This is a genomic window from Sulfitobacter albidus (assembly GCF_018200035.1).
GTDB classification, from domain to species: domain Bacteria; phylum Pseudomonadota; class Alphaproteobacteria; order Rhodobacterales; family Rhodobacteraceae; genus Sulfitobacter; species Sulfitobacter albidus.
Map to the genome: position 1 here is coordinate 2,291,795 of NZ_CP073581.1, position 19,690 is coordinate 2,311,484.

Annotated in this window: 23 protein-coding genes and 1 pseudogene; 13 read left to right on the forward strand and 11 right to left on the reverse strand. The window is 65.2% G+C overall.

Annotation, left to right across the window (positions count from 1 at the left end; genetic code table 11):
* Positions 1 to 83: 83 nt before the first annotated feature.
* Positions 84 to 572 carry a 5-(carboxyamino)imidazole ribonucleotide mutase gene (purE, locus tag KDD17_RS11130; RefSeq protein ID WP_212703720.1) on the forward strand — a complete coding sequence of 163 codons (489 nt, stop codon included), beginning with the start codon at positions 84 to 86 and terminating at the stop codon, positions 570 to 572.
* Positions 565 to 1,632 carry a 5-(carboxyamino)imidazole ribonucleotide synthase gene (locus KDD17_RS11135; protein ID WP_212703721.1) on the forward strand — a complete coding sequence of 356 codons (1,068 nt, stop codon included), beginning with the start codon at positions 565 to 567 and terminating at the stop codon, positions 1,630 to 1,632. Before purE ends, KDD17_RS11135 begins: the two co-directional genes overlap by 8 nt.
* A gap of 81 nt (positions 1,633 to 1,713) precedes the next feature.
* Here KDD17_RS11135 and KDD17_RS11140 read toward each other — a convergent pair whose 3' ends face one another.
* Positions 1,714 to 2,856 (reverse strand): alpha-D-ribose 1-methylphosphonate 5-triphosphate diphosphatase, encoded by a 1,143-nt coding sequence (locus KDD17_RS11140; RefSeq protein WP_212703722.1) that lies wholly within the window; start codon positions 2,854 to 2,856, stop codon positions 1,714 to 1,716.
* Positions 2,853 to 3,590, reverse strand: coding sequence for an alpha/beta fold hydrolase (locus KDD17_RS11145; protein ID WP_254796964.1), 738 nt, complete (start codon positions 3,588 to 3,590; stop codon positions 2,853 to 2,855). The genes KDD17_RS11140 and KDD17_RS11145 overlap by 4 nt, the downstream gene beginning before the upstream one ends.
* A gap of 112 nt (positions 3,591 to 3,702) precedes the next feature.
* Here KDD17_RS11145 and KDD17_RS11150 point away from each other — a divergent pair, with 112 nt between their 5' ends.
* A complete protein-coding gene (locus KDD17_RS11150) occupies positions 3,703 to 4,161 on the forward strand; it encodes an NUDIX domain-containing protein (RefSeq protein WP_212703724.1) in 459 nt (152 codons plus the stop codon).
* Here KDD17_RS11150 and KDD17_RS11155 read toward each other — a convergent pair.
* The 5 genes from KDD17_RS11155 to groES all read right to left on the reverse strand — a co-directional run bounded on the left by KDD17_RS11155 (position 4,158) and on the right by groES (position 9,054).
* Positions 4,158 to 4,988, reverse strand: coding sequence for a DMT family transporter (locus KDD17_RS11155; protein ID WP_212703725.1), 831 nt, complete (start codon positions 4,986 to 4,988; stop codon positions 4,158 to 4,160). The two genes, KDD17_RS11150 and KDD17_RS11155, sit on opposite strands and share 4 nt — an antisense overlap.
* Before the next feature lie 45 nt (positions 4,989 to 5,033).
* Positions 5,034 to 5,705: a response regulator gene (locus tag KDD17_RS11160; protein WP_212703726.1), complete on the reverse strand. Its 672-nt coding sequence runs from the start codon at positions 5,703 to 5,705 to the stop codon at positions 5,034 to 5,036.
* 126 nt (positions 5,706 to 5,831) lie between these two features.
* Positions 5,832 to 6,578, reverse strand: a complete 747-nt coding sequence (locus tag KDD17_RS11165; protein ID WP_212703727.1) for a sensor histidine kinase — start codon at positions 6,576 to 6,578, stop codon at positions 5,832 to 5,834.
* A 460-nt stretch (positions 6,579 to 7,038) separates the two neighbouring features.
* Positions 7,039 to 8,676: a chaperonin GroEL gene (gene groL, locus KDD17_RS11170; RefSeq protein ID WP_212703728.1), complete on the reverse strand. Its 1,638-nt coding sequence runs from the start codon at positions 8,674 to 8,676 to the stop codon at positions 7,039 to 7,041.
* A 90-nt stretch (positions 8,677 to 8,766) separates the two neighbouring features.
* A complete protein-coding gene (gene groES, locus KDD17_RS11175) occupies positions 8,767 to 9,054 on the reverse strand; it encodes a co-chaperone GroES (RefSeq protein WP_212703729.1) in 288 nt (95 codons plus the stop codon).
* A gap of 208 nt (positions 9,055 to 9,262) precedes the next feature.
* Here groES and KDD17_RS11180 point away from each other — a divergent pair, with 208 nt between their 5' ends.
* Positions 9,263 to 10,243 (forward strand): TraB/GumN family protein, encoded by a 981-nt coding sequence (locus tag KDD17_RS11180; protein ID WP_212703730.1) that lies wholly within the window; start codon positions 9,263 to 9,265, stop codon positions 10,241 to 10,243.
* On the opposite strand, the pseudogene KDD17_RS11185 reads toward KDD17_RS11180, so the two are convergent.
* A pseudogene (locus KDD17_RS11185) lies at positions 10,240 to 10,916 on the reverse strand (DUF2161 domain-containing phosphodiesterase). The gene KDD17_RS11180 and the pseudogene KDD17_RS11185 overlap by 4 nt on opposite strands.
* Before the next feature lie 54 nt (positions 10,917 to 10,970).
* On the opposite strand from KDD17_RS11185, the gene KDD17_RS19150 reads away from it, so the two are divergent.
* The 8 genes from KDD17_RS19150 to KDD17_RS11220 all read left to right on the forward strand — a co-directional run bounded on the left by KDD17_RS19150 (position 10,971) and on the right by KDD17_RS11220 (position 16,431).
* Positions 10,971 to 11,111 carry an MmcQ/YjbR family DNA-binding protein gene (locus KDD17_RS19150; RefSeq protein ID WP_348541452.1) on the forward strand — a complete coding sequence of 47 codons (141 nt, stop codon included), beginning with the start codon at positions 10,971 to 10,973 and terminating at the stop codon, positions 11,109 to 11,111.
* On the forward strand, positions 11,108 to 11,323 hold the full coding sequence (locus KDD17_RS19155; protein ID WP_348541453.1) for an MmcQ/YjbR family DNA-binding protein: 216 nt from the start codon (positions 11,108 to 11,110) through the stop codon (positions 11,321 to 11,323). Before KDD17_RS19150 ends, KDD17_RS19155 begins: the two co-directional genes overlap by 4 nt.
* A gap of 138 nt (positions 11,324 to 11,461) precedes the next feature.
* A complete protein-coding gene (locus KDD17_RS11195; protein WP_212703731.1) occupies positions 11,462 to 12,382 on the forward strand; it encodes a manganese-dependent inorganic pyrophosphatase in 921 nt (306 codons plus the stop codon).
* 166 nt (positions 12,383 to 12,548) lie between these two features.
* Complete coding sequence (locus KDD17_RS11200) at positions 12,549 to 13,421, forward strand: TIGR01459 family HAD-type hydrolase (RefSeq protein WP_212703732.1); 873 nt, start codon at positions 12,549 to 12,551, stop codon at positions 13,419 to 13,421.
* 90 nt (positions 13,422 to 13,511) lie between these two features.
* Positions 13,512 to 13,955: a MaoC family dehydratase gene (locus tag KDD17_RS11205; RefSeq protein ID WP_212703733.1), complete on the forward strand. Its 444-nt coding sequence runs from the start codon at positions 13,512 to 13,514 to the stop codon at positions 13,953 to 13,955.
* A 38-nt stretch (positions 13,956 to 13,993) separates the two neighbouring features.
* Complete coding sequence (locus KDD17_RS11210; protein WP_212703734.1) at positions 13,994 to 14,926, forward strand: bifunctional riboflavin kinase/FAD synthetase; 933 nt, start codon at positions 13,994 to 13,996, stop codon at positions 14,924 to 14,926.
* Positions 14,923 to 15,396: a YcgN family cysteine cluster protein gene (locus KDD17_RS11215; protein WP_212703735.1), complete on the forward strand. Its 474-nt coding sequence runs from the start codon at positions 14,923 to 14,925 to the stop codon at positions 15,394 to 15,396. Before KDD17_RS11210 ends, KDD17_RS11215 begins: the two co-directional genes overlap by 4 nt.
* Positions 15,397 to 16,431: a threonine aldolase family protein gene (locus tag KDD17_RS11220; protein WP_212703736.1), complete on the forward strand. Its 1,035-nt coding sequence runs from the start codon at positions 15,397 to 15,399 to the stop codon at positions 16,429 to 16,431.
* Between the two features lie 84 nt (positions 16,432 to 16,515).
* On the opposite strand, the gene KDD17_RS11225 is transcribed toward KDD17_RS11220, so the two are convergent.
* Together KDD17_RS11225 and KDD17_RS11230 are read right to left on the reverse strand one after the other, a co-directional pair.
* Entirely contained in the window at positions 16,516 to 17,304 is a 789-nt protein-coding gene (locus KDD17_RS11225; protein ID WP_212703737.1) for an alpha/beta fold hydrolase, read from the reverse strand.
* Entirely contained in the window at positions 17,301 to 17,897 is a 597-nt protein-coding gene (locus KDD17_RS11230; RefSeq protein ID WP_212703738.1) for a 2-hydroxychromene-2-carboxylate isomerase, read from the reverse strand. Before KDD17_RS11230 ends, KDD17_RS11225 begins: the two co-directional genes overlap by 4 nt.
* 107 nt (positions 17,898 to 18,004) lie before the next feature.
* Between KDD17_RS11230 and KDD17_RS11235 the strand changes: the two genes are divergently transcribed.
* Positions 18,005 to 19,024 (forward strand): ribose-phosphate pyrophosphokinase, encoded by a 1,020-nt coding sequence (locus KDD17_RS11235; protein WP_212703739.1) that lies wholly within the window; start codon positions 18,005 to 18,007, stop codon positions 19,022 to 19,024.
* 103 nt (positions 19,025 to 19,127) lie between these two features.
* On the opposite strand, the gene KDD17_RS11240 is transcribed toward KDD17_RS11235, so the two are convergent.
* Entirely contained in the window at positions 19,128 to 19,478 is a 351-nt protein-coding gene (locus tag KDD17_RS11240; protein ID WP_212703740.1) for an H-type lectin domain-containing protein, read from the reverse strand.
* Positions 19,479 to 19,690: the final 212 nt, after the last annotated feature.

Below are 19,690 nucleotides of genomic sequence, written 5' to 3' on the forward strand. Positions count from 1 at the left end.
TTGCGGCACCCGGCCCATTGCCCTGCGCGCGGCGGCGGGTATAGTGCGCGCCTCAACCGCCCCTCGCGCAAAGGTTTCCAGACATGAGCACCCCGCCCGTCGGCATCATCATGGGTTCGCAATCCGACTGGAGCACCATGCGCGAAGCCGCGACGCTGCTCGACGAGCTTGGCATCGCCTATGAGGCGCGCATCGTCTCCGCCCACCGCACACCGGATCGGCTGTGGTCCTACGGCAAGGAAGCGGCCACACGGGGCCTGCAGGTCATCATCGCCGGCGCCGGCGGCGCGGCCCATCTGCCGGGCATGATGGCGTCCAAAACCCGCATCCCCGTGATCGGCGTGCCCGTCCAGACCAAGGCGCTCTCGGGTGTCGACAGCCTATATTCAATCGTGCAGATGCCGCGCGGCTTTCCCGTCGCGACCATGGCGATCGGGGCCGCCGGTGCTGCCAATGCCGCGCTGATGGCCGCGGGCATCCTCGCGCTGCAGGACGCGGCGCTTGCCCGGCGCCTCGACGCCTGGCGCGATGCGCTCTCAGCCTCGATCCCGGAGGTCCCCAGCGATGACTGATCCCCTGCCCACCGGCGCCACCATCGGGATCCTGGGCGGGGGCCAGCTCGGCCGCATGCTCAGCGTTGCCGCAGCGCGGCTTGGCCTGCGCACCCATATCTATGAGCCCGGCGCCAACCCGCCCGCCGCCGATGTGGCCCACGCCGTCACCACAGCCGACTACACGGACACCGACGCCCTGCGCGCCTTCGCGCAGAGCGTCGATCTGGTCACCTACGAGTTCGAAAACATCCCCACCGCCGCACTCGACACGGTCGAAGCCATCGTGCCGATCCACCCCAACCGCCGCGCCCTTGGCACCTCGCAGGACCGGCTGACCGAAAAGACCTTTCTGCAAGAGCTTGGTCTCACCGTCGCGCCCTTCGCCGATGTCACCGATGCCGCCGCGCTTGAGGCCGCCATCGCGCAGATCGGCACGCCCGCCATCCTGAAAACCCGCCGCTTCGGCTACGACGGCAAAGGTCAGGCGCGGCTTACCTCCCCCGACGACGCCGCATCCGCTCTGGACAGCCTCGCAGGCGCCCCCGCCGTGCTCGAAGGCTTCGTGAGTTTCACCGCCGAGATCTCCGTCATCGCCGCGCGCAATCCGCAAGGCGACATCGCCTGCTATGATCCGGGCGAGAACGTGCACCGCGACGGCATCCTGCACACCACAACCGTGCCCGCGAACATCCCCGCCCGCCTGCGCACCGACGCGGTGCTGCTGGCCGCCCGGATCCTCAACGCGCTGGACTACGTCGGTGTCATGGGGGTCGAGCTTTTTGTCACGCCGCAGGGGCTTATCGTGAACGAAATCGCCCCGCGCGTGCACAACTCAGGGCATTGGACCCAGAACGGCTGCACCGTGGATCAGTTCGAACAACACATCCGCGCCATCGCGGGTTGGCCGCTGGGCGACGGCAGCCGCCACACGGATATCACGATGGAAAACCTCATCGGCGACGATATGGACCGCGTCCCCGACCTCGCCAAAGACCCCAAATGCGCGCTGCACCTCTACGGCAAAGCCGACACCAAACCGGGGCGCAAGATGGGCCACGTAAACCGCGTTACCGGCTAAGCGCCACCCCCCTCTGCACCCTTTTCCAAATACCTAAAGCACGGCGGCCCCCACCGGGCGCGCCGGTCGCGTCTCGGGGCCTCAGCCCAAAAACCGCGCCACCACATCGCCCGCCATATAGCTCACCCGCCCCCCGGCAAAGCTTGCCGCGACGCGCAGGCTCTCACGCTCCAGCACAACAAAATCCGCCCGCAGGCCGGGGCGCAGCTCCCCTCGGTCGGCCAAGCCCAGCGCCCGTGCCGGACCCGAAGAAACCAGCCCCCACGCGCCCACCAGATCCCGCAGCCCGGCCTTCCACAGCATCAGCGCCGCGCGGCGCGGGCTGGGGTAGTGGTAGTCAGACGCCAGCGCGTCGCAGTACCCCATCGCCACCAGATCGATGGCCGAGACATTCTTGTTGTGCGACCCGCCGCGCACCACGTTTGGCGCGCCCATGACCACCGTGCCGCCGTCCTGCGCGGTGGCTTCGGCGGCCTCCAGCGTTTCGGGGAATTCGGCCACATTGACGCAGCGCGCGGCCCAGGTGGCGCGGTCGTCGCGGGTGCGGTCGTCGTGGCTACCCATGGCGACACCGCGCGCGGCGAGCTTCGCGCACAGCCGGTCCAGCGCCGGGCCGACCTCACCACGCCGGTCGTGCATCTCCTGCATCATCGCCAGCTGCTTTTCCGGGCTGCGCCCCGAGCGCAGCGCCATCGCCGTCAGCCTGCGCGGCGTGCGCCCGTCCGCCAGCCGGTCGTGCGGCAAATGATCGTTGAACACCACGTAGCGCAGGCCCCAATCATCAATCTGCCCCGGCAGATCGTCGTAGAGGTTTAGCATCCCGGTCTCGAACCGCATCTGCCCGCGCAGATCGGTGATCATGCCCGGCGCCTCATCGCGCAGACAGCCAAAGACCTCTGCCGCAAAGGCGGGCGCGCGCACGCCGCCTTCCCAGCTGACGAATTGCGCCAGAACGGCAGTGGTGATGCCATTGGCGGCCAGCTCTGCCTCAACGGCGCGCAGTCCCTCGGCCATCTGCTTCATCGCGCCGCGACGGGGTGCCAGATGCCGCTCGAACCCGTCGCCGTGCACGTCCACGATGCCCGGCAGCACGAGGTATCCGCGCAGATCCACCGCCCGGCCCACGGGCGCATCCACGATCACCCCATCGGCAAACGACAGCCCATCGCGGTGCAGCCCCTCGGGGCCCAGCACCTCGGCCCCGGTCAGATCAAGCGCGATCACTCGACCCCCGGCAAGCAGCCCCCCTCGGGGCAGCCCAGCTGTTCGAGCACCGCGTCGATCAGCGTCAGCGAGCGATCAAACGTGCCGGTGCGCAGGAATTCGACCGATTGCGCGATCACGCGCGGGTTGTTCATCATGAACGTATGGGTCACCGGCAGCACGATGTGATCCCGCATGCCTTTCACACGGGTGGAGTAGACCGCCACCTTGCCGTCATCCTTGCCCGGCAGCAGCGACGAGAAATAGGGGTTGAGCGATTGCGCCCCGGCAATCACCCCCGTCTCGAACGGCACGGGCGGCAGGCTGCGCGGCAGGGAGGCGCCCTCGGTCCCCATCTGCATGCCGGCAGGCCCGTTGATCCAGTCAAACACGACCACGTCGCGTAGGGTATCGACGATCTCGCTGCCCTGATTGGGGGGGCCGAGCATGACGACGCGACCGATCCGATTTGCACCGACCTGCTGCGCCCAATAGCGCAACAGGATGCCGCCCATCGAGTGGGTGACGAAATCGACCTTTGGCGTGCCGCAGGCGGCGACCGCGTCGGGCAGCGTGCGGGCGGTCAGCTCTTCGATGGGCGCTTCGGTCGAGGGGTAGCCGGGGCGCACGACGCGCCAACCCTCGGCCTCCAGCGCGACCTCCATCAACGCGAAGGAGGATTCGGTGCGCGCCAACCCGTGCAGCAGCACCACGCAGCGCGGCTCGGCCTCTGCCGCAGCCACGGTTGCGCCCATCAACAGCGCACCTATGATCGCAATCACTCTCATGGAGCGCGATATAGAGCGTCACGCGCGCCGATGTAATCCCCCCCGCCGCCCTGACGCTGCGATAGGACCGGATCTGCCGATGGATGACGCCCCCTTTCCCCGCCTCGCCGTGCGCGCGCTGATCCTGCACCGCGACCGGCTGCTGTTGGTCAACGCCTGGCCCGCGGCCAAGAGCGATCTGATGTGCGCGCCCGGCGGCGGGGTGCAACGTGGCCAAAGCCTGCCCGACACTCTGATCCGCGAGGTGTTCGAGGAAACCGGGCTGGCGATCACCGTCGGCGCGCCCTGTCTGGTCAATGAATTCCACGACCCCGGCGGCACGTTCCATCAGGTGGATGTCTACTTTCGCTGCACGCTTTCGGGGGCGGCGACGCTGGATCCCGATTGGCAGGACGTGGACGCCATCGTGACCGACCGTCGCTGGGTCAGCCGCGCGGAAATGGGCGGCATCCGGGTCAAACCCGACAGCGTGGCCGCCGTCGCGTGGGAAGATACGGGTGCGATCACCTATGACCCGCTGGAGCCGTTGGTACGTTAGCGTCTCGCCGTCACCGCCCAGCCGATCCCGCCCACCACCAACGCCGCCGAGAGCGCGATCACCGGCGTGATCGCCTCCCCCAGCAGCAGCGCGCCCGCGAGGATTGCGAGCACCGGCACGCTCAGCTGCACCACCGCCGCCGTCGCCCCCTGCATGCGCGGCAGCACCGAATACCACAGCGCGTAGCCAAGGCCCGATGTCACTGCCCCGCAGACCACGGCCAGCAAGGTGCCCGCTGCATCCGCGCGCAAATCAAACGCGACGAACAGCAGCAGAAGCATCGGAAAGCACAGGATGAAATTCGCCGCCGTCGCGGCCAAAGGCTCCGCCGCGCCGCGCCCCACAAGGCTGTAGGCGCCCCACCCGACGCCCGCCAGCACCATCAGCGCGGCCCCCAGCGGATCGGTCGTGGCCTGCGCACCGGGCCATAGAACCAGCACCAGACCGGCAAAGGCCACGGCCGCGCCGGTCAACTGGCGCACCGTGGGTGCGGCCCCCGTTACGGCGCCATAGCCGAACATGGTGATCTGCGTCACACCAAAGAGGATCAGCGCGCCCAGCCCCGCATCAAGCGTGAGGTAGGCGAGCGAGAAGCCGATCATGTAGACCGTCAGGCTGATCGCACCCGGCAAACGCGCGCGCCGCATCAGTGGGAGCGCCCCGCCCCGCAGCGCCACAAGGCCCGCCAGCGTTGCGGCCCCCGCCAGCACGCGGATAAGCGCAAAGGCCTGCGGCGTGATCCCGCCCGCGTCGATTGCCGCGCGGGTCAGAAGGGAGTTGGCGGCAAAAGCCAGCATGGTCAGGGCGGTCATCAGGATCAGGCGCATGCCCCAGCCGTACCCCGCGCCCCGCCCTGCGCCAAGCCCTAGCGGTCAATCAAAGATAAACTCATCGTCATCGCTGAGCGAGACCAGCAGCGCCTCAAGATCCGAGTGATCCTGCACGGGCACAAAAATCCGGCTGCGTGCCTCTTGTGCGGCCAGCGCCTCGTCCACCTGATCCTTGAAGAGCGACACGACCGAGCCGCGCACCTTATCGTCCATCAGCGCGGCGGTCAGTCCCTGTCGGATCACCTCGCGCTGGTGCTCCATCTGGGCAAGCTGTTCGCGGTTGATCTGTGCGGTCTGCAGCGCGGTCGTCATGGCCGTGCGCAGCTGATCGCCGTCCATCGTGTCCTTGGTCAGAAAGTCATGGCAGCCGTTGCGCATCGCCGTGACGGCCGTATCCATGTCGCCGTCACCGGTGACCATGATCGTGGCCACATCCTTGTTCAGCTCGGTGTTCTGGATGAAGTTCAGCACCTGCAATCCGTCGCCCTGCGGCAGACGGTAGTCGATCAGGATCAGATCATAGGCCTTGGCACTGACCGCCTCTTGCAGCTCAGCAATGGTGCCGGCCTCATCGAGGCTGATCGACAGGTTGGTCCGCTGACAAAACCGTTTGATACGTGCGCGATCGAACGCGCTGTCGTCCAGCAACAGGGTCTGGATCACTTTCGGACCGCTGCCATAGTCGGCACCGGATACTGCGACGGGCAAAGCCATTGCATCATCTCCCACATTTTACTCACCACGGAGAAGGGTAGCGCGGGCGGGCCTGTCAAAGCGTTAACGCGCCCCCATGGGGAGCGCGTCGATTAGCTTGCATTCGTGTCGATTTTGCCGGGCGGATCAGTCCGGCACGATGTTGGCGGGCAATAACAGATCCACCCGCAGGCCGCGCCCGTCGGGACGCGCGGCGCTCAACGTGATCGACCCACCGTAATGGCTGGCCATTTTGCGTACGTTTGCCAGCCCCATACCCGTGCCTTCGACCTCGTCGCGCGGGCGCAGGGTTGTCATTGCCTCAAGCGCGCGGGCGCGCATGGGCTCTTCGATGCCGGGGCCATCGTCCATGACCGTGAAACGGATCATCTCACCTTCCTGCATGGTCTGCACCGCGATCTTGCCGGTATCGCGGTCGTGATGCTTGACCGCGTTGCTGATCAGCGCGCTCCACAGGGTCAGGATGTCCTGCTCCCCCATGACGCCCCGCGCGCAGCCGAAATGGCGGATCAGGCGAAAGCCCTCGGGCAGTTTGACCGCGCCGAGCACCTCGTCGAGCGCGGCGGAGAAATCGACCTCGCGCGTCTCCTGCATCCGGCCCACGCGCGAATAGGCCAGCAGATCGGCCAGCATCCGGTCAAGCCGGGCGGTGTGGCGGTTCATCAGATCGATGGATTGCGCCACCGATCCCGTAACAGAAATCCCCGCATCGCTGAGATCTTCGGCGATCCACTGCGGCAGTTCCAAAAGCGCCCGTACCGAAGCCCGCACGTCATGGCTCATCAGATAGATGAAGTCGTCGATGTCCTGCGTCGGCGCCGCGATTGGGGCGGCGTCAGCCACAGGCCCATCGACCAAGGGGGATTGCTGCATTGGGGCACCTCAATAATGTCCAGTTGCGCAGGACGTATCACGCCGGGACTTGCGGGAAGGTTAAGCACCGGGTGTCAAACGTGACAAAGGGACCACGAGGGCCCCTTTGCGCGATCCCTGCGGATCGGAAGTGACGCTTCCCCCTCTCGGGACCGTTTCCTGCGGAAACGACCCTGCCGGGGTCACGCGTTTCAGCTTTGCTGACGTGACAAAGGGGCCACGAGGGCCCCTTTGCACGATCCGTGCAGATCGGAAGTGACGCTTCCCCCTCTCGGGACCGTTTCCTGCGGAAACGACCCTGCCGGGGTGGCGCGTTTCAGCTTTGCCCGCGTGACAAAGGGGCCACGAGGGCCCCTTTGCGCAATCCGTGCGGATCGGAAGTGACGCTTCCCCCTCTCGGGATCGTTTCCTGCGGAAACGACCCTGCCGGGGTGGCCAGACTTCGCTAAGCGAAGTCGACCTACATCATCCCTCCCATGCCGCCCATGTCCGGCATGCCGCCACCGCCGCCGCCTTCTTTGGCGGGCAGATCGGCGACCATGGCTTCGGTCGTGATCAGCAGACCCGCGATCGAGGCCGCGTCCTGAAGCGCCGTGCGCGACACTTTGGCCGGGTCGATGACGCCGAATTTGAACATGTCGCCATATTCTTCGGTCTGCGCGTTGAAGCCGAACTTCAGATCGTCGCTTTCGCGGATCTTGCCCGCCACGACGGAGCCGTCGACGCCTGCGTTCTCAGCAATCTGACGCAGCGGCGCTTCGAGCGCCTTGCGCACGATGTTGATGCCGACGTTCTGATCGTTGTTCTCACCGGTCAGACCTTCGAGCGATTTGGCCGCCTGTACAAGCGCCACACCACCGCCAACGATGATGCCTTCCTGTACCGCCGCGCGGGTTGCGTTCAGCGCGTCGTCGACGCGGTCCTTGCGCTCTTTCACTTCGGTTTCGGTCATGCCACCGACGCGGATCACGGCAACACCGCCGGCCAGCTTGGCCACACGCTCTTGCAGTTTTTCGCGGTCGTAGTCGGAAGTGGTCTCTTCGATCTGGTTGCGGATCTGGGCGACACGCGCTTCGATCTCGGCCTTTTCGCCGGCACCGTCGACAACGGTTGTCTCGTCCTTGGTGATCGACACTTTCTTGGCCGAGCCCAGCATGTCCATGGTCACGGATTCCAGCTTCATACCCAGATCGTCGGAGATGACCTGACCACCGGTGAGGATCGCGAGATCCTGCAGCATCGCCTTGCGACGATCACCAAATCCGGGCGCCTTGACGGCCGCGATCTTCAGACCGCCGCGCAGCTTGTTGACCACGAGGGTCGCCAGCGCTTCGCCTTCGACGTCCTCTGCGATGATCAGCAGGGGTTTCTGCGACTGGATCACCTGCTCGAGCAGGGGCACCATGGGCTGCAGCGACGACAGTTTCTTCTCGTGCAGCAGGATGATCGCATCCTCCAGCTCGACGGTCATCTTGTCGGAGTTGGTCACGAAATAGGGGCTCAGGTAGCCGCGGTCGAACTGCATGCCTTCGACGACAACGGTTTCTGTTTCCAGACCCTTGTTCTCTTCGACGGTGATGACACCCTCGTTGCCGACCTTCTGCATCGCGTCCGCGATCTGCTGGCCAATTTCACGCTCGCCGTTGGCAGAGATCGTGCCGACCTGGGCCACTTCGTCGCTGTCGTTCACGGGGCGTGCGGCGGCTTTGATCGCTTCGACGACCTTGGCCGTTGCCAGGTCGATCCCGCGCTTGAGGTCCATCGGGTTCATGCCGGCGGCAACCGATTTCATGCCTTCCTTGACGATGGCTTGCGCCAGCACGGTGGCGGTTGTTGTGCCGTCGCCCGCTTCGTCATTGGTGCGGCTGGCCACTTCCTTGACCATCTGCGCGCCCATGTTTTCGAACTTGTCTTCCAGTTCGATTTCCTTGGCCACGGATACACCGTCCTTGGTGATGCGCGGGGCGCCAAAGGATTTGTCGAGCACCACGTTGCGGCCTTTGGGGCCCAGCGTGACTTTGACGGCGTCTGCCAGGACGTTCACGCCCTTAAGCATCTTGTTACGCGCGTCGGTTGCGAATTTGACGTCTTTTGCCATTCTAATTCTCCAGTATTTGCGAAAAAGTCTGCGATTTCACGGTCGGGCTTTTGCCCGCAGGGTGCACCGTCACGGCGCACCGGTCCCCTCTCAGGAGAGGATCCCCATGATGTCGCTTTCTTTCATCATCAGCATTTCCACACCGTCGACGGTGACCTCGGTGCCCGACCATTTGCCGAACAGGATCTTGTCGCCTGCCTTGACGGCCGGTGCGATCAGCTCGCCGCTGTCCTTGCGCGCGCCGTCGCCAACGGCGACCACTTCGCCTTCGGAGGGTTTCTCTTTTGCAGTGTCGGGGATAATCAGCCCGCCTGCGGTTTTCTCTTCGCTTTCAGTGCGCTTTACCAGCACGCGGTCGTGAAGCGGTTTCAATGCCATCTTTGTAGCTCCTTAACGCTCAAAGTTTCTCTCCCAGAGGTCGGCGCCGCGCTCGGCGATCCGACCGTTATCACTCAGGGGTGTCGAGTGCTAACGGCGCATAGCTAGGCAGGGCGCGACAATGAGTCAACAAGCCGAGCGCAAAAATTTGCCCCATTCCGGGGGTTGAACTGCGCTAGGGTGGATCAGGTTTTACAAGAGGTGCGATATGCGGTGGATTTTCGGAATTCTGGTGGCGCTCATGCCCGGTGTGGTGAGTGCTGCCTGCACCGGCACCGACCTGCGCGCAGGGCTGTCAGACGCGGAGCGGGCCGAGGTTGCGGCCACGGTGGCGGCAACGCCCTACCCCACAGGTAATATCTGGCGCGCCACGCGCGGCGATCAAACCCTGCATCTGATCGGCACCCTGCACATCGCCGACGCCCGGCTTGACGCAATCGCCGCGCGGCTCGCCCCCGTGGTGGGCGAGGCCGATCTGCTGCTGGTCGAGGCCGACGCGCAGGCCCAGGCGCAGCTGGAAAGCGCGATAGCGAACGATCCGACGCTGGTTTTTCTCAGCGGGCCGACCCTGCTGGACCGGATGAGCGATCGCGAATGGCGCGACATCGCCAGCGCCGCAAACGCGCGGGGCATTCCTGCGTTCATGGCGGCCAAATTCCAGCCCTGGTATCTCAGTCTCATCCTGTCGATGGCGCCCTGTGTGCTGCAATCCATGCAGACCGGCGCGGAGGGGCTGGACGCCGCATTGGAGGATGCGGCCGTGGCCGCCGGCACCCCCGTGCGCGCGCTTGAACCCTACGACACCGTCTTCAGACTTTTCAACGAGGATCCGATGGACGAACAGCTCGATATGCTGCGTCTGGGCGGCATCCCCGTGGATGCGGCAAACGACGCCCATGTCACGCTCGTTGCGCAATATCTTGACGGCGCGCTGGCCGAGGCGCTCGCGACCTCGCGTGTGGTCGGGCGGCGCCACGTCGATCTGCCGCCGTCAGACTACGACGCCCTTTTCGATGAAACGATGACGCGGATACTCGACCAGCGCAATGTCGCGTGGATGGCGCCGATCGCCCAGGCCGATGCCACGCGCATCGTGATCGCCGTTGGCGCCCTGCATCTGATCGGAGAGCGCGGTCTGCTGAACCTGCTGGTGCAAGAGGGCTATACCCTCGAACGGTTGCCCCTCTAGGCGCCCAGCACCCGCGACGCGGTGGCGACGGCCTCTGCGCCCGCGGGGTAAGCCCGTAGACGCCCTTATCGACCTTTTCGAACCAGCCGTAGTGATTGTCGCGCATCATCGTCGTGGCGCGCGCGACCCCGGTCTCGCGCTTGGCATCGGCGCCCTTGCTGGCGCCGACTTCGTAGAGATAGACGGCCAGCTTCAACGCGTCCTGCCGGTAGGCGGTGACAAGCCCCGCGCGCGTCTGGCCACCGTCGTTCGGATCGCCCTGACGGCGCGCGAACTCCCGCAAAAGCTGCGCACGCTTGCGCGGTTGTTTGCGTGGGGCGTAAGGGCCGGGATCGCAGTGCACCTCGACCAACCCGTCGCTGAGCCGCACGGTAATCAGCCCCAGACCCAGCCGCCGGGCCATCGCCACATTGGATTTCAGCGCCTTGGCAAAGCGTTTGCCGGGGCCGCGTGCGACGGCCATATAGACGTCCTCGGATACCTTGAGCCGGTCAATGCACTGGTGAAACAGGGCCAGCGAGAACCCGAGCTTCAGTTCCACCACCAGCGGCCCCTCGCCGCCGCGCACAGCCACCACATCCGCCGCGCCCACCTCGGATTTCACGGTATATCCCTGATCTTCGAGGTAGGCCTTGATCGGCGGGTAAAGGTCGGTCTCGCGCGGCGTGCTCATGGGCGCGAGGCTAACACCATTTCCACAGGCCGGGAATCCCTCTAGCGTGGCGGCATGACCCGCGACGAGCTTTGCCAGTTTTGCGCCAGCCTGCCCCACGCGACCCATGTGGTGCAGTGGGGCGGTGCGGATGTCTACAAGGTGGGCGGCAAGCTTTTTGCCGTTGTGGGCATGGCGGGGGTGAGGCCAGCGTGACGTTCAAAGCCTCCGACATGGCGTTCGAGATCCTGTCCGACAGCCCCGGCCTGCGGCCTGCCCCCTACATGGCGTCGCGCGGGCTGAAATGGATCCAGCACTACGCCGAACCGGGATTGAGCGACGACAGCCTGCGCGATCACATCCGCGCGTCCTACGATATGGTCGCGGCGAAACTGACCCGGAAGACGCGCGCGGCGCTTGGCCTCTAGCACGACGGTCGCCACAAACTTTCGTGCGAAAGTTTGGGCCCAAATCCTGCAGGCAGGATTTGCTCCGCGCGCCCCGTGACACCGGGTGCTTTCCTGATATAACGCGCGCAAATCAGATCAGCGCAAAGGACCCGCACCATGAGCACGCTCGTATTCGGCCACAAATCCCCCGACACCGACAGCACCGGCAGCCCGATCATCTGGGCATGGTATCTCAATCAAATCAAGGGGATCGACGCCGCCCCCGCGCTGCTGGGCGAGCCCAATACCGAAGCGGCTTTCATGCTGGATCACTGGAAGCTCGACAAGCCGCAGATCATCGAGGGGGTCAGCGCGGGCCAGGACGTGGTGATCGTGGACACCAACAACCCCGCGGAGTTGCCCGACGACATCAATGCCGCCAACATCACCGGCATCATCGACCACCACAAGCTGGTCGGCGGGCTGGAAACCGCGGGCCCCATCGAGATCCGGATCGAGCCCGTGGCCTGCACCGCCACCATCATGTGGAAGATGATCGGCAAGGACATGGCGCAGATGCCCACGGAAGTGAAAGGCGCGATGCTGACCTGCATCCTGTCGGACACGCTTGAGTTCCGCTCCCCCACCACCACGCAGGAAGACAAGGCGATTGCCTGGTCGCTGGCAGAGGATCTGGGCATCGACATCCCGACCTATGCCGCGCAAATGTTTGCCGCAAAATCAGATGTTTCCGCCTTTTCCGAGGCAGAGCTGCTGCGCATGGACAGCAAGGAATACGCGGTCGACGGCAAGCAATTCCGCGTCTCCGTGCTTGAGACGACCTCCCCCGAGCAGGTGCTGGCGCGCAAGGCGCAGTTGATGGCCGCGATGCCCGGCGTGGCCGAGGAAGACGGCGCCGATCAGGTGCTTTTGTTCGTCGTCGATATCCTGAACGAAGAGGCCACGATGCTGATCCCCAACGATCTGACCAAGACCGTGGCGGAGAAGTCCTTTGGCGCGTCGGTGAGCGGCGATCAGGTCGTTCTGCCCGGCATCATGAGCCGTAAAAAGCAGATCATTCCCAACCTCAAGGTCTGACGGCCTGCGCCCGATGGATGAAAAAGCCCCTCCGCCCGTGAGGGGCTTTTTGCGTCAAAACACAGGTACACCGCGCGTACACACACTGTGCACCGCACGTGCACCGTTTTGCATATCGCCCGACAATCGCCTAAGCCGCCCGTACACCCCAACAGGAGCGCCCGCCATGAGCCGCATCATTCCCGCCCTCGCCGAGATTTCCGCCCCCTACGCCGCGCTCTTTGTCGATCTGTGGGGCTGCGTGCACAACGGGGTCACGGCGATCCCCTCGGCGGTGGCGGCGTTGCAGGCCTACCGGCGCGCGGGCGGCATCGTGATCCTCGTCACCAACTCGCCGCGCCCGCGCAAGGGCGTGGAAAAGCAGCTGGTGCATTTTGGCGTGCCCAAGGACGCCTACGACGATATCGCCACCTCGGGCGATTCGGCGCGGGCGGCGATGTATCGCGGCGTGGTGGGCACGCGGGTCTGGCATTATGGCCCCGTGACGGACAGCCGGTTTTTCGATCCACTGTCGATCCTCGACAACCCGGTTGAGATCACCCGCGTGCCGCTCGACGAGGCCTCCGGCATCGTGTGCACAGGCCCGTTTGACGCAGGCGCCGACCCCGAGACGTGGCGCTCGGATCTGGAGCGCGCGCTGGCGCGCAACCTCAAGCTGCTGTGCGCCAATCCTGACATCGTGGTGGACCGGGGCGATATCCGCGAATGGTGCGCGGGTGCGGTGGCCAAGATGTATACGGAGATGGGCGGTGAAAGCCTGTATTTCGGCAAACCCCACGCGCCGATCTACGATCTGGCGCGGCGTCGCCTGCACGCGCTGGGCAATGAGATTACCGATGACCGCATCCTCGCCATCGGCGACGGTATCCTGACGGACGTCAAAGGCGGGATCGACGAGGGCATCGACACGCTGTTCATCTCGGGCGGGCTGGCGGCGGCAGAGACGCGCACGGTCGATCAGCCCGACCCGGAGGCGCTCGCCACCTATCTCAAGGCCGAGAATTCCGCACCGACCTATACCATCGGACACCTGCGGTAGCGCAATTAGCGCTTGCTTTTCTGCGCGCGCGAAGTAATTAAGTTACAAACCGCGACTGCGGTTCGTCATTTTATTACCGAGAGGTCGCAAATGTTGGATAATCTTCCCCGTGGCACCATCGTCATCGAAGACATCGAAATCGGCATGTTCCGCTATATCCGCAAGGAAGTGACGGATGCCGATATCGAGATGTTCGCGACCGTCTCGACCGACCGCAATCCGGTGCATCTGGATGACGACTATGCCCGCGACACGATCTTTCAGGGGCGCATCGCGCACGGAATGCTGACGGCGGGCCTGATCTCTGCCGTGATCGGGGAGCAGTTGCCGGGCCACGGCACCGTGTACCTTGGCCAATCGCTGAAATTCCTGCGCCCGGTGCGCCCCGGCGATGTCGTCTATGCCGAGGTGAAGGTGACGGACATCGACGCGGCCAAGCGCATCGTCAAGATGGACTGCCATTGCTCGGTCGAGGGCAAAAAGGTGCTGGTGGGCGAGGCCACGGTTCTGGCACCCTCGCGCAAGTTCGACTGATCTTGCACGGCGATGCGCCTGCGTCTACCTAGGGCGCCATGCGGATCATCAGCGACTATCAATTTGTGAACGACGAGGATCGCGGCGCCACGGCCGCGATCGGCAATTTCGACGGTGTGCATCTGGGCCACCGGTCGGTGATCGCCCTCGCGCAGGAGGCCGCGCCCGACGCGCCGCTGGGCGTGGTCACGTTCGAGCCGCATCCGCGCAGCTATTTCGCTCCCGACGCCCCGCCGTTCCGCCTGATGAGCGCGAGCGCGCGCGCGTCGCGTCTGGCCAAGGTGGGGGTCGAGCGGCTGTACCAGCTGCCGTTCAACGGCGCGCTGGCCTCATTGGTGCCGTTCGATTTTGCGCAGGCCGTGCTGCATGAGGGGCTGGGCCTGCGCCACGTGGTCGTGGGGGCGGATTTCTGTTTCGGCAAGGGGCGGCTGGGCACCGCCGCCGATCTGGTGGAATTCGGCGCGCAGCTGGGATTTGGCGTGACCATCGCCCCGCTGCTGGAACGCTCCGAGGCGACGGTGTCATCGACCGCGATCCGCCGCGCGCTGAGCGAGGCGCGCCCGCGCGACGCGGCGGCCATGCTGGGCCATTGGCACCGGATCGAGGGCCCCGTGATCGGCGGAGAGCAACGCGGCCGCGAGCTGGGCTATCCCACCGCCAACATGAGCATCGACGGGCTGCACCCCCCGGCCTTCGGCGTCTACGCGGTGCTGGTTGACGTGCTGGGGGGGCCGCATCAGGGCAGCTATCACGGCGTCGCCTCGATGGGCGTGCGCCCGATGTTTGGCGAGAACAAGCCGAACCTCGAAACCTTTGTCTTTGATTTCAAAGGGGATCTGTACGGTACGCCGCTGTCGGTCGGTCTGGTCGAGCATCTGCGCGGGGAGGAGAAATTCGACAGCCTCGACGCGCTCATCACCCAGATGGACGCCGACAGCGCGCGGGCGCGTGCGATCCTGAGCGCGCTATGAGCGACGATCCGATTGATCGCGCGGGGCTCAGCGCCCGGTTCTGGGAGCGCAAACCGCTCAAGAAACTGAACGCGCGGGAGTGGGAGGCGCTGTGCGACGGCTGCGGCAAATGCTGCCTGAACAAGCTGGAGGATGAGGAGACGGGGGCGGTGGCGCTCACCAATGTCGCCTGCCGCCTGCTCGACGATGCCACCTGCCGCTGCGCGCAATACGAGATCCGCCACCAATTCGTGCCCGATTGCATCAAGATGACGCCGGAAAATATCGACGATCACGCCTATTGGATGCCCGAAACCTGCGCCTATCGACGGCTATGGAAAGGGGAGGCGCTGCCCGACTGGCACCCGCTGCTGACCGGCGATCCCGCCTCGGTCGCCGCCGCCGGTGTGTCGATGCGGGGGCGGACGGTCAGCGAGTGGGAAACCGCCTTCGAGGACTGGGAAGACCACATCATCGAGGAGCCCACATAGATGTTTTTCGCCTCGGACAACGCGGGCCCGGTGCATCCGCAGATCATGGAACGCCTCAGCCGCGCCAACGAGGGCCACGCCATGCCCTACGGCAAGGATGCGGTTATGGACGAGGTCCGCGACCGCCTGCGCGCGGTGTTCGAGGCGCCGGAGGCGGCGGTCTATCTGGTGGCCACCGGCACGGCGGCCAATGCGCTGGCGCTCGCCTGCTATACGCAGCCCTGGCAGACCGTCTTTTGCGCGGCCGTCAGCCATATCGAACAGGACGAGTGCAACGCGCCGGAGTTCTATTCCGGCGGGGCAAAGCTCACCCTCATCGACACCGACAACAAGATGACGCCAGAGGCGCTCCAAGCCGCCCTCGACGCGCGTCTGGATGGCAACGTGCACGCCGCACAGGCGGGCCCGGTGTCGATCACGCAAGTCACCGAACGCGGCTCGGTGCATACGCTGGACGAGCTGCGCGCGCTCACCGCGGTGGCCAAATCCCGCGCCCTACCCGTTCATCTGGACGGTGCGCGCTTCGCCAATGCGCAGGCGGCCCTCGGCTGCAGCGCAGCGGAGATGACGTGGAAATCCGGCGTTGATGTGGTCAGCTTCGGCGGCACGAAAAACGGCTGCATGGGGGTCGAGGCGGTGGTCTTCTTTGACCCCGAAAAAGCGTGGGAGTTCGAGCTCAGACGCAAACGCGCCGCGCATCTCTTTTCCAAGCACCGCTACCTGTCGGCGCAAATGGCGGGCTATCTTGAAAACGATCTCTGGCTCGACATGGCCCACCGCGCAAACGCAAATGCGGCGCGCCTTGCGGGTGGGCTGCGCCACAAAGGCGCCACGCTGCTGCACAAACCAGACGCAAACATGATCTTTGCCAGCTTTCCGCGCGCCACACACCAACGGCTGCACGCGGCGGGCGCCAGATACTACGCGATGGGCGATGTGCAGACCGGCCCGGCAGAAGGCCCCCTCCCCGCGCGCCTCGTCTGCGACTGGTCGATGACGGACGCCGGGATCGACCAATTCCTCAGCCACTTCTAGAGGCACCGTGCGGGATGGGGCGCCACCCCTCCCCTGCACCCTTTCAAAAATACCTGAAACCCGACGCCCGCCGCACCCACGCTGTCAGCTGCGGCCCAGCAACGCCCGCACCGGCCCTGCCACGGCTGACGGATGCGTGACGGGCACCATATGCCCCGCACCCTCGATCACCACCCGCGTCACATTCGGCAACCGCCGCTCCAGCGAGGTGGCCACCTTGGCGCTCATCGGCGGCGATTGATCGCCCTCGATCAGCAGCGCGGGCATCGCTGCACCCGCAAATCGATCGCCTTGCAGCAGTCCCGCGCTGTCGTGGTGCAAGAATGCCGAGCTTGCGGGTACGTAATGCACCAGCCGCGTCATGTGTTCGCGCATCCGTTCGGGCAATGTGTCCCACGGGGTGCCGTCGCCCCAGTCGCGGTTGAACACCCGCGCGGCTTCGCGCTCGTCTCCGCTTGCAAAGGCCGCGTCGAGTGCTGCGTTCTCGCGCCGGTAGTCGTCGAGCAGCGCCGGGTCATCGGCGATGGCGGCAGCGAAATAGACCGGCTCGATCATCGTGAGCGAGCGCACCAGCTCGGGGCTTTCCACCGCGATGCGCAGGGCGATGGTGGCGCCAAAGGAGTGGCCGATCAGATCCATCGGCGCCTCGATCAGCCCGCGCGCCATATTCGTGGCCACGTCATGCACGTTGCCCGTGCGGTCCCAGACCCCGGATTTGCCGTGGCTCGGCAGATCAAAGGCCAAGAGGCTCACGGTCTCGCTCAGCTCCCCCGCCAGCCCGCGCCACGCGCCGGAGTGACCCAGAGTGCAGTGGATGGCGAGGGCCCGGCGCGCGGCGCCCTCGTAGAGATGGGTGTGGGTATGAAGCGTCACAGTTTTCCTTGCAGGTGCAGATCCACGTCCTCGATCCGGTCCTGACCCCAGAACCGTTCCGATCCCACCACGTAGAACGGCGCGCCAAAGGCGCCAGCCTCGACCGCCTCTTCGAGGTTGCGGGCGTAGGTTTCGGCACCCACCAGCAGGCCGCTGTCGGCCAGTGCGGGATCGAAGCCTGCCTCCCGAAGGCAGGCCTTGATGACCGCGTCCTCGGCGATGTCTTTTTGCTCGGCCCAGCAGGCGCGGGTGATGGCGTGGGCAAGCGCGCCCAGATCGCCGCCGCCGGCCTCTTGCGCGGCGATGAAGGCGTAGGCGGCGGGCGCGCCATTGGTGGGCCAATGGGCCGGTTTGAGGTTGAACGGCATGCCCAGCTTTTTCGCCTGACGCGGCAGCTCCTGCGCGCGGTATTCGATGCGCGCGGGGTGGCGATCGGCGGGGGCGGTGCCGCCCGTGCGCCCGAAGGCCGCGATGATGTCGAAGGGTTTGTAATTGATCGTCGCCCCGTGCTTGGCCGCGACCTCTTCGAGGCGGGTGCCCGCGAGGTAGCAATAGGGCGACAGGGTTGCGAAATAATAGTCGATGGTGGGCATGGGGTGTCCTTTCGGGGGTGTGGCGGGTTTGCGGGACGGTAGGCGCATGTTAATCGGGGTGCAACGTAACGATTCTGTTATTCCTGCCGCTCACGGAGCCCTCCCCCATGCCTGCCACGCCCGAACCAAAGCTGATTTCCGGCAATGCCAACATGCCGCTTGCCAAGGCCATCGCGCGGCGCATGTCGCTGCACCGCGGTGTGAATGTCGGGCTGGTCGACGCGCGCGTGGAGCGGTTCAACGACGGCGAGATCTTTGTCGAGGTGTTCGAGAACGTGCGCGGGGAGGATATGTTCATCATCCAGCCCACCAGCAATCCCGCCAACGACAACCTGATGGAGCTCTTGATCATGGCGGACGCGCTGCGCCGCTCCTCGGCCAAGCGGGTCACGGCGGTGCTGCCCTATTTCGGCTACGCCCGGCAGGATCGGCGCACCAAGGCGCGCACGCCCATCACCGCCAAGATGGTGGCGAACATGATGGTCGGCACCGGGATAGAGCGGATCCTGACGATGGATCTGCACGCCGCACAGATCCAGGGCTTTTTCGACATCCCGGTGGACAATCTTTATGCCTCGCCGGTGTTCGCGCTGGATATCAAGCATGAATTCAAAGGCCGGATCGACGAGCTGATGATCGTGTCCCCGGATGTGGGCGGTGTGGCGCGCGCGCGCGAGCTGGCCAAACGGATCGGTGCGCCCCTGTCGATCGTGGACAAGCGCCGCGAGAAAGCCGGCGAAGTCGCCGAGATGACGGTGATCGGGGATGTGACGGGCAAGACCTGTATCATCGTGGATGACATCTGTGACACGGCGGGCACGCTGTGCAAGGCCGCCGAGGTGCTGCTGGAAAACGGCGCCAAGGAGGTGCACGCCTACATCAGCCACGGTGTGATGAGCGGCCCGGCGGTGGAGCGGGTGACCAATTCGGTGATGAAAAGCCTCGTCATCACCGACAGCATCGCGCCCACCGACGCGATCAAGACCGCCGAGAACATCCGCATCGTCCCCACCGCCCCGATCTTTGCCCAGGCGATCCTGAACATCTGGAACGGTCATTCGGTGTCCTCGCTCTTCGAGGCAGATACGCTTGGCCCGATCTACGACGGGATGTACACCGGCGATTGAGCGGGCAAACTTTCGTGCGAAAGTTTGGGCACAAATCCTGTCCCAGGATTTGGCGCGGGTGGCGGTGTGTGGTGCAGGAAACGCCGCCGGACGCGGGCCGCCTCTAACCTACGTCCCAGGCGTCAGGATCCTCAAGCTCGCCCACGGACATCCAGGCAATGCGGGTGCGCGCGATGCGGGTGTCGCCCCAGGTGCGGAATACCATGTCGAAACTCTTTTCCGTGACGGATTCGGCTGTGACATCGGCGCGCAGGATCGCGCCTGCGTCCATGTCCCACAGTGAGATCGTCAGATGCACGGTAGGGGGAAAGAGGTAGCTTTCGGAGAATTTGATCCGGCGGCGGCGCTCGCGCTGACCGCGCCCGGTCCACATCTCACCGCCGTCCTCGAAATCCTCGAAAAGCACCTCGTCACCGCTGTCGATGCCGACGATGGATGCGCGTAGTTTCTTCATCTCGGGGCCGTCCTCCTGCGCGCTGAATATGGCGCTCCGAACCGGGGCGTGCAATGCGAAAGCCTGACGGGGGGTGTGAATCGGAGGGCGGGGATCTGGCGGCAGAGTGTAGGTGCTATGTGTCGGGCCAGCGGACAATGCGTCCCTTCGCTGCGGCTACGCCAGGGTCTGGTTTGACTAATTGTTCCGTAAACGATGTCTTTGTCGGTACT